Here is a 4,788-nt window from a genome sequence, read left to right as displayed (position 1 = left end):
GAGCGGGCCCGCGCGGTGCGTGCCACGGGGTAGCCCGACGCGAAAGTCATGGTGGACTTACGCGGCCTCTACCACGGCCTGGACGGGGAGCAGGAGCGGCTGCTCCACCGCCTGTTGGACCTGCACGCGAGCCCCGAGGGGTCGCTGGTGGCGCACCGGCGCGGCAGCCGGCTCGCACCGGAGGACCTCGCCGCGGTGGCCGCCCTGGCCGCCGCCGTCCGCTGCGCGGCCGCGATGCCGCGGGGCCGGTGGCCGCAGGACCTCCCGCCCGTGCTGGCCCTGCTGGACCACATCCTCGACCGGGCCGGCGCGGCCTGAGCCCGCCCCCGCGGGGGCGGGCGGGCCGGGGGCACGGGCGTCAGCCGTTGCGGGCCGCCTCCGGTCCGGTGATCCGGCGCAGCAGCGGGAGCGTCCCGGCGATGATGCCGAGCGCGGCGACGAGCCCGAGGGCGACCAGCGCGAAGTAGCCCGCGCCGGGCATGACCAGGCCGTAGTGCATCTGCGAGGTCAGGAACAGGTGCGCCGCCAGCAGGCCCGTGCCGACCGCGACCGCGGCCACCACCAGCAGCGGCATCGCGCTCTCCAGCGCCACCACGTTGCGCAGCGTCCGCAGCCGGGCGCCGGTGAGCCGCAGCATCGCGAACGGCCGCTTGCGGTCGCCGAGTCCGGCGACCACGCTGACCGCCAGACTGCAGCCGGCGATCGGCAGGGTGGTGAGCAGGACGACGTTCGCGAGCTGCCGCCAGCCGGCGAGTTCACGCTGCTGGCCGGTGCTCCAGTCGCCGACCGTACGGCCCTCCTGACCGGGGAAGGCCGCGGTGAAGGCGGTCCTGATGCGCTCCCGGGCGGCGGTGCTGCCGTCGGTGTCGGCGAGCAGCATCTGGACCGGGAGGGCGGCCACGGCCTGCGGGGTGAGCGGCGCGGTGGGCCACTGTGCCTCGGGTTTCGACCACAGGTCCACGACCTGCGACATCGGGACGGCGGCGACGGTCGCCCCGGGCGCGCAGTGGCCGACGAACGGGATCTGCGCGAGGTCGGAGCAGAGCAGCAGGGCGGGTGTCGCCCAGTCGGGCTCGCCGGGGGTGGCGCCGATCCGGTCGGGGTTGGCGTGCAGCACCGCCACGCCGCGCACGCCGGCCGCCGCCCGCAGACCGGCCAGCACCCCGTCCGGGACCCGGTCGGCCATCGGCGGATCGCCCGGCAGGGCGCCGTACTGGACGGCCGCGACGGTCAGCCTGTCCCCGCCCAGGGAGCCGCGGTTGGCGTTGATGGTGCCGATGATGGCGACCGTCGCGGTGGTGACGAACAGGGCGAGGACGAGCCCGCTGACCGCCCGGAAGCCGGCCTTCGGATCGTCGGCGAGCCGCCGGACCGCGATGAGCGTGGCGGGCCGGCCGGTGCGCAGCGCGGCCGCGCGGGCCACCACCATGGTCAGCCACGGTCCGGCGACCACCAGGCCGAGCATCACCGTCAGGAATCCGCTGAGGTAGGCCGCGGTCTGGCCGCCGCTGGTGTCCGGCCGGCGGCCGACGAACCAGGCGAGCTCGCCGAGGCCCGCGGCGAGCGGCAGCAGCCGCAGGGCGCGCGGCGGACGGGGCGTCACCCGGCGGCTGACGCCCAGCGGGGAGACGGTGACCCGGCGCAGTGCGAACCGGGCGGCGGCCGCCGCGGCCGCCGGCACGCCCAGGGCGACGGCGAGGATCTGCAGCGGGTGCAGGACCAGGTCGGCGGTGAAGAAGCGCATGCCGGTGAACGGCACGGTCGCCACGACCGGGCGGAGCAGCCCGTAGAGGCCGAACCCGGCGAGGGTGCCGGCCGCCGCCGCTACCGTCGACTCGACCGCGGCGATCAGCGCGACCTGTCGGGGGGTGGCGCCGACCAGGCGCATCGCGGCGAACCGCTGCTCCCGGCGGGCGGCGGAGAGCCGGGTCGCGGTGCCGATGAAGATGACCACCGGGAAGATCAGAGCGCCGGCGACGACGGAGAGGATGAGCGTCATCGCGTCGCCGCGCACGCCGGTGGCCGGGCAGTCGGTGCAGTGCTCGGGCAGGCCGGTGGCGATCGCGGTGACGGTCCGTACGTCGGGCAGTTGCTCGATCCCGTCCCTGGTCCGGCCGATGACGGCGACCAGGGAGTCCGGGGACTGCAGGGCCCGGTCGCCGATCACCCCGGCGAGGCGGCCGGGGAAGCGGTCGCCGAGCCGGTCGGCCGGGGTGGCGGCCAGCAGCCGGGCGAGCGCGGGCGAGGCGTAGTACTCGCCGGCGGCGGGCAGCCGGGGCAGGCCCGGCGGGACGGGCGAGGTGGGGCCGGTCGGCGCGAGGTCGACCTCCTGGATCTCCCGGCCGTCGTAGTGGTCGCCGTGCGCACGCCAGAGCAGTGGGGCCGCGGCGGTCGCGCTGGGGGCGGCGGACCCGGAGTCGAGCCAGAGCGGGCGCCGGTTGGCGCTGTCGACGGCGTTGATGCTCGCCAGCGTGGAGAGCAGGAGCCCGACGCCGATGGCGACCGCGGCGGTGATCACCGCGAGCCGGGCGACGGCCTCGCGCCCGCCGGTGACGGCGAGTCGGAGCGCGAAGCGGATCACGACGCGATCCGATCGCCGGAGAGCGAGGTGGACCGGCCGTCGCGGACGACGACCTCGCGGTCGGCGTAGGCGGCGACCCGCGCCTCGTGGGTGACCAGGATGATCGTGGTGCCCTCCTCCCGCGCCGCCGCGGTCATCAGGTCCATCACCTGCTCGCCGGTGAGCGAGTCCAGGGCGCCGGTCGGCTCGTCGGCGAACAGCACCCGGGGACGCGTCACCAGGCCGCGGGCGAGGGCGACCCGCTGGGCCTGGCCGCCGGAGAGTTCGCCGGAGCGCCGCCCCTCCAGGCCGTCCAGGCCGAGCCGGGCGAACCACGGCCGGGCCTCGGCGAGGGCGGCGGCCCGGCGGGTGCCGCCGAGCAGCAGCGGCAGGGCGACGTTCTCCTCGGCGGTCAGCTCGGGCACGAGCTGGCCGAACTGGAAGACGAAGCCGAACCGGTCGCGGCGCAGCGCGCTGCGCGCGCCCTCGCCCAGGGTGTCGATCCGGCGGCCGTCGAAGTGGACCTCGCCGGCGTCGGGCCGCAGGATGCCGGCCAGGCAGTGCAGCAGGGTGGACTTGCCGGAACCGCTCGGGCCCATCACGGCGACCGCCTCCCCGGCGTCCGCCGCCAGTGCGGCACCGCGCAGGGCCGGGGTCTCGCCGAAGGCGAGGTGGATGTCGTGTGCCTCGATGAGTGCGGTCACGGCCGCACCGCCGCGGCGAGTGCGTCGAGCCGTGCCGCGGTCAGGTCGATCCAGCGCAGGTCGGCCTCCAGGTGGAAGAGTCCGTGGTCGGCGAGGAGCGCGTCGACCAGCGGGCCGGTGCGCTTGAGCTCGGTGAGTTCGCGCATCCGGGCCAGGTGGGCGGCGCGCTGGGTGTCCAGGTAGTGCTCGGCGTCGCGGCCGAGCAGGAGCGCGAGCACGACCTTGGTGAACAGGACGCTCTGCAGGGTGGGTTCGGGGGCGACCGGGTCGGCGAGCCAGGTCTCGAACTCGGTCGCGCCGGTGTCGGTGATGACGTAGCGCTTGCGGTCCGGCCCGTCGCCGGGCTCCGCCTCGCCGACCACCACCTTGCCGTCCCGGGCCAGCCGCCCGAGCGTGGCGTACACCTGGCCGTACGGCAGCGGCTTGTCGCGTCCGAAGAGCGCGTCGTAGTCGCGCTTGAGGTCGTAGCCGTGGCTGGGCTCGCGCTCCAGCAGGCCGAGCAGGGTCAGAGGAACACTCATGGTCTGACTGTACATCAGAGGTATACATCGAGTGTATAGATCGAGAGAATAATGACCTGAGCGCCTCCGACCCGGGGCGGAGCGGGAAGGCAGCAGCGGGCGGGAGGACCGGTCAGCGCCGGCGGGCCGGCGGGCGGTCGAAGACGCAGTCGCCGCAGACGCCCCCGCCGGGCACGCGGTAGTAGAGGCAGCACGAGGTCCGGCGGAACCTCCCGCCGGCGGCCGTGAAGCCTCCGGCCCCGCGCAGTGGCGGACGGCCGAGGAGGTCCCGGACGAGCGCCGCAGCCGTACGGACGCCCTCGGCGGCCGTCCCCGGCGCCGCGGCGAGCACGCGGACCGTGCCGACCAGCGCGGACGCGGCGTTGCCCGCCAGCAGCCCCGGCGCCACCGGGGCGTACGCCCGGACCGCGTCGGCCAGCGGCGCCAGGTTGGCGGCGAGCACCGCCCGGTGGAGCCGGTCCGCCAACGGCCCGGCCGCGGGCGCCGGGGGCTGCGGCAGCCACAGGTCCAGCGGCCCCTGCGGCGGAAGGGCCCAGTGCACGCGGTCGGGGTCGAGGTCCGGCACCGCGCCGCCGAGCACGGCGGGCCCGAGCGCGACCGACCACAACCGGGCGGCCAGGCCCAGGTGCACGGTGGAGGCCGCCACCCGCGGCTCGTCCGTGCCGAGCAGCCGGCCGACGTCCGCGATCCGCCGGGCGAGCGGGCCGTCGGCGCCGTGCCCGTACAGCTCGCGCAGCGGGCGGAACCCGTCCGGCGGCGGGCCGTCCCCGGTGCCGCCCCGGACTGCGAAGTAGGGCCCGAGGCGGCCGGCCCGCTCCAGCAGCGGGCGGGCGGCCCCGCCCCGACCGGGAGTTACGGGGGTGTCGTCGGCCGGTGTCATGCCGGGGACAGTACCCCGGCCCCGCGGCTACGGGCCGCGGGGGGGGGGGGCCGGCGCGGCCCCCCGGGCGGCGCCGGCCGGCCGGCGCGGCCCGCGACCCCGGCCGATCTGGAGGTGGGCGCA

At 77.0% G+C, this 4,788-nt stretch carries 5 protein-coding genes; 1 reads left to right on the top strand and 4 read right to left on the bottom strand.

What is annotated here, in order from left to right; all coding sequences use genetic code 11:
* Positions 1–48 precede the first annotated feature (48 nt).
* The gene (locus tag ACFV0G_RS03335; RefSeq protein WP_380540794.1) at positions 49–318 is read left to right on the top strand and encodes a hypothetical protein; all 270 of its coding nucleotides are present in this window, start codon (positions 49–51) and stop codon (positions 316–318) included.
* A 40-nt stretch (positions 319–358) separates the two neighbouring features.
* On the opposite strand, the gene ACFV0G_RS03330 is transcribed toward ACFV0G_RS03335, so the two are convergent.
* The 4 genes from ACFV0G_RS03330 to ACFV0G_RS03315 form a co-directional block, all read right to left on the bottom strand.
* Positions 359–2,581 (bottom strand): FtsX-like permease family protein, encoded by a 2,223-nt coding sequence (locus ACFV0G_RS03330; RefSeq protein ID WP_380540791.1) that lies wholly within the window; start codon positions 2,579–2,581, stop codon positions 359–361.
* The gene (locus tag ACFV0G_RS03325) at positions 2,578–3,264 is read right to left on the bottom strand and encodes an ABC transporter ATP-binding protein (protein ID WP_380540788.1); all 687 of its coding nucleotides are present in this window, start codon (positions 3,262–3,264) and stop codon (positions 2,578–2,580) included. The genes ACFV0G_RS03330 and ACFV0G_RS03325 overlap by 4 nt, the downstream gene beginning before the upstream one ends.
* Positions 3,261–3,785: a PadR family transcriptional regulator gene (locus tag ACFV0G_RS03320; RefSeq protein WP_380540785.1), complete on the bottom strand. Its 525-nt coding sequence runs from the start codon at positions 3,783–3,785 to the stop codon at positions 3,261–3,263. The genes ACFV0G_RS03325 and ACFV0G_RS03320 overlap by 4 nt, the downstream gene beginning before the upstream one ends.
* A gap of 112 nt (positions 3,786–3,897) precedes the next feature.
* On the bottom strand, positions 3,898–4,665 hold the full coding sequence (locus ACFV0G_RS03315; RefSeq protein ID WP_380540782.1) for a (2Fe-2S)-binding protein: 768 nt from the start codon (positions 4,663–4,665) through the stop codon (positions 3,898–3,900).
* Positions 4,666–4,788: the final 123 nt, after the last annotated feature.

The sequence above is a fragment of the Kitasatospora sp. NPDC059571 genome, from assembly GCF_042735675.1.
GTDB lineage: Bacteria > Actinomycetota > Actinomycetes > Streptomycetales > Streptomycetaceae > Kitasatospora.
The sequence above is the reverse complement of the archived record's forward strand: the minus strand, read 5'-3'. Positions and strand labels throughout refer to the sequence as shown.